General features: G+C 70.6%; 5 protein-coding genes. 4 read left to right on the forward strand and 1 reads right to left on the reverse strand.

Going from position 1 to position 3,321, the window contains the following annotated elements; genetic code table 11:
* From G6026_RS07850 to G6026_RS07865, 4 genes are all read left to right on the forward strand, one after another.
* Positions 1 to 311: pantoate--beta-alanine ligase (locus G6026_RS07850; RefSeq protein ID WP_182612843.1), on the forward strand; the 311-nt coding region annotated here is incomplete at its 5' end.
* The gene (gene panD, locus G6026_RS07855; protein ID WP_095717939.1) at positions 312 to 737 is read left to right on the forward strand and encodes an aspartate 1-decarboxylase; all 426 of its coding nucleotides are present in this window, start codon (positions 312 to 314) and stop codon (positions 735 to 737) included.
* A 16-nt stretch (positions 738 to 753) separates the two neighbouring features.
* Entirely contained in the window at positions 754 to 1,524 is a 771-nt protein-coding gene (locus tag G6026_RS07860) for a type III pantothenate kinase (RefSeq protein WP_107755675.1), read from the forward strand.
* Between the two features lie 33 nt (positions 1,525 to 1,557).
* Positions 1,558 to 2,220 (forward strand): TMEM175 family protein, encoded by a 663-nt coding sequence (locus G6026_RS07865; protein WP_228549125.1) that lies wholly within the window; start codon positions 1,558 to 1,560, stop codon positions 2,218 to 2,220.
* Between the two features lie 66 nt (positions 2,221 to 2,286).
* Here the strand turns inward: G6026_RS07865 and ygiD are convergent, their stop codons facing one another.
* Complete coding sequence (gene ygiD, locus G6026_RS07870; protein WP_182612844.1) at positions 2,287 to 3,078, reverse strand: 4,5-DOPA dioxygenase extradiol; 792 nt, start codon at positions 3,076 to 3,078, stop codon at positions 2,287 to 2,289.
* Positions 3,079 to 3,321: the final 243 nt, after the last annotated feature.

Below are 3,321 nucleotides of genomic sequence, written 5' to 3' on the forward strand. Positions count from 1 at the left end.
TCCTCAACGCGGCGCTCGTGGCGGGGACGTTCGCGGCCAAGGGCGGTCGGCAGGCGGTGCTCGACGCCGCCCGCGCGGTCCTGGCCGAGCGCCCGCAGATCTCCGTCGACTACCTCGAACTCCGGGCGGGCGACCTCGGCGAGCCACCGGAGGAGGGTCCGGGGCGTCTCCTGGTGGCGGCCCGGATCGGATCCGCCCGCCTCATCGACAACGTCGGCGTGGCCATCGGCACGGGATTCCTCGCCGCCGCCGAGGCGACCGTCGCCGCCCAGCAGGCCGAGTTGGCCGCAGACCTCAAGGAAGGCCTCTAGATGCAGCGCACCATGCTCCACTCCAAGATCCACCGGGCGACCGTGACCCAGGCCGACCTGCACTACGTGGGCTCCTGCACCATCGACGCGGATCTCATGGACGCCGCGGACCTGCTCGAGGGGCAGCAGATCGACATCGTCGACATCGACAACGGCGCACGCCTGACCACCTACGCCATCACCGGCGAGCGCGGTTCCGGGGTCATCAGCATCAACGGCGCGGCCGCGCACCTGGTCCATCCCGGCGATCTGGTGATCATCATCGCCTACGCGGTGATGGAGGACGCCGAGGCGCGCGCCTACTCGCCGCGCGTCGTGTTCGTCGACCCCCACAACCGGATGCTCACGGAGGGCACCGACCCGGCGGACGTCCCCGCGGGGTCGGGGCTGAAGAACCCGCGCGTCCCCGAGCCCGTCACCGTCTAGGTGCCGGGATAGGGCCGTGTTACTCACCGTCGACGTCGGCAACACCCACATCCGCCTGGGCGTCTTCCCCCCGGACGGCGGGCCGCTCGAGCGCACCTGGAGCATGCGGACGTCGCCGGCGGTGACCTCCGACGAGCTGGCGTTGACCATCCGGGGCCTGCTCGGGGACTGCGCCGGGCGCCTGTCGGGTATCTCGGCGATGTCGGTCGTGCCCTCGGTGACCGGCGAGCTGCGTCGGATGGCCGCCGACTACTGGCCCGGGCTCCACGCGGTCGTGGTGGCTCCCGGCGTGAAGACCGGCGTACCGCTCCTCGTGGACAGTCCCCGGGAGGTGGGATCCGACAGGGTCGTCAACGCCCTGGCCGCCCACACCTTGTTCGAGGGCGCGGTGATCGTCGTCGACGTGGACACGGCGACCACGGTCGACGCCGTTTCCGCGCGCGGAGAGTTGCTGGGCGGGGCGATCGCACCCGGGATCGACATCTCCGTGGACGCGCTGGCCGAGCGCGCGGCGGCGTTGCGGAAGATCGAGGTGGTGCGGCCCCGGAGTGCGCTGGGCAAGAACACGGTGGCCGCGCTGCAGGCCGGGATCGTGATCGGGTTCGCCGGTCAGATCGACGCCCTGGTCGACCGCCTGCGGACGGACGTCGCCGACCTGTCCGACGCGGCGGTGGTGCTGACCGGGTTGCGGGCGGACGTGGTGTCCGAGGAGTCGCGCACGATCACCGACGTGGAACCGGAACTCGCCCTCGAGGGTCTGCGGTTGGTGTTCGAGAAGAACGCCTGACCGACGCCCCGGGCCGATGGCATGCTGTCCGACATGGGCGGGAGCGGTCGGGAGAGGATCGATGACGACGAGGTGATCCGCAGGGACACCTCCGAGTTCGATCGCGGACTGTCCTTCTTCGACGCCATCTACGGCTTCGCCGTGACGCTGCTCATCGTGAACGTCGACCTGCCGGAGCCGCAGGCGTGGCAGGACCTCGGTTCCCTGGCGGCATCCGGGGTGGGGCAGCAGTTGCTCGGGGTCGCGTTGAGTTTCGTGGTGATCTGTGCGTTGTGGCGGGTCAACGTCAGGATGATCAAGGGGCTGACCGGTCTCGACGGCCCGATGGTGTTCGGCAACCTCCTGGCCACGGGCCTGGTGATCCTGGTGCCGTTCACCACCGATGCGATCAGCAACCCGGCCACGGCGGATCTGGCGCTGCCGACCGCGCTCTACGCCGTGAACATCGCCGGGGTCGCCCTCGCCCAGGCCGCGGTGTACCAACGAGGTCGCGCGGCCGGACTGGAACGCCGCCCCACGTCCGCGAGGGAGAACAGCCTGGTGCTGCTCGCGGCGACCACCACCCCGGCGGTGTTCCTGGCGTCGGTCCCCGTGGCGCTGACGGTCGGCGCCGCGGCGGCCCAGTTCATGTGGGTGTCGTTGATCGTGCTGCTGCCGTTGACGGGACGACTCGCGAATCGGGCGAGAGGGACCTGACGGCGGGTGTCGGCCGCCACGGACCCCGCGCTGCGGCCGGGTCAGGGGCCACGCGGTCAGGTGGGTTCAGGCGGCAGAGCGGTAACTCGTCATGGAGACCGACCCCCAGGCGTACCCCTCGCTGAAGGCGTCGAGTTTCTCGCCGGACCCGGCGGCCATTCCCGCCGTGTACAGCAGGGGCAGGAAGTGGTCGGCACTGGGCACGGCCAGTCCGGCGTCGGGGTGGTCGAGCAGCGACACCGCGTCCTCGGGTCGGTCGGTGAGCAGCGCCCGGGCGTGGTTGTCGAACCGGTGCGCCCAGTCGGTGCCCGAGTCGCCGAGGGACGGGTCGACGGCGGCCAGGTTGTGCACGACGTTGCCGCTGGCCAGGATCAGGACTCCCGAGTCCCGCAGCGCCGAGAGCCTGGTTCCCAGGTCGAAGTGGTAGTCGGCGGGTTTCGAGGCGTCGACCGACAACTGCGCCACCGGCACGTCGGCGTCGGGGAAGACGTGGGCCAGGACGGACCACGTGCCGTGATCGAGTCCCCACGAGTCGCGGTCCTCGCCGATCCAGGTGGGACGGACCACCTCGGCCACCTCGGACGCGAGTTCGGGTGCGCCGGCGGCAGGGTAGTCGAACTCGTTGAGTTCCCGGGGGAAGCCGTAGAAGTCGTGGATCGTCCGGGGGTGCGCCATCGTGGTCACCGCCGTGGCGCCGATGTACCAGTGGGCCGAGACGGCGAGCACGGCCCGGGGGCGTTCGGGGAGTGCGGCTCCGAGCGCAGCCCACTGTCGGGTCCACTGGTTGTCCTCCAGCGCGTTGAGGGGGACGCCGTGTCCGATGAAGACGGCGGGCTGGCGCGAGGGTGTGGTGGTCATGATGCTCCTTTACTCCACCTATATGATGCATCAACTAACCGGAGCGCGCCAGCGGATGGGGGGTGGGGCGGCCGGGAGGCGCTCGCCCTTGCGGTAGATAGACCGGTCTGTCTATTATCGTGGTCATGAACGCACGTCGAATGCCCTCGGCCGGTCCGGTGGCGTCCGCACGTGCGCAGCACTGGTGTCCCCGACCGGCAGCAACCCCCTCGACCGCACCGACCGGGACCCGCCTCACCAGGA

Source organism: Dietzia sp. DQ11-38-2 (genome assembly GCF_014145055.1).
Taxonomy (GTDB): Bacteria; Actinomycetota; Actinomycetes; order Mycobacteriales; family Mycobacteriaceae; genus Dietzia.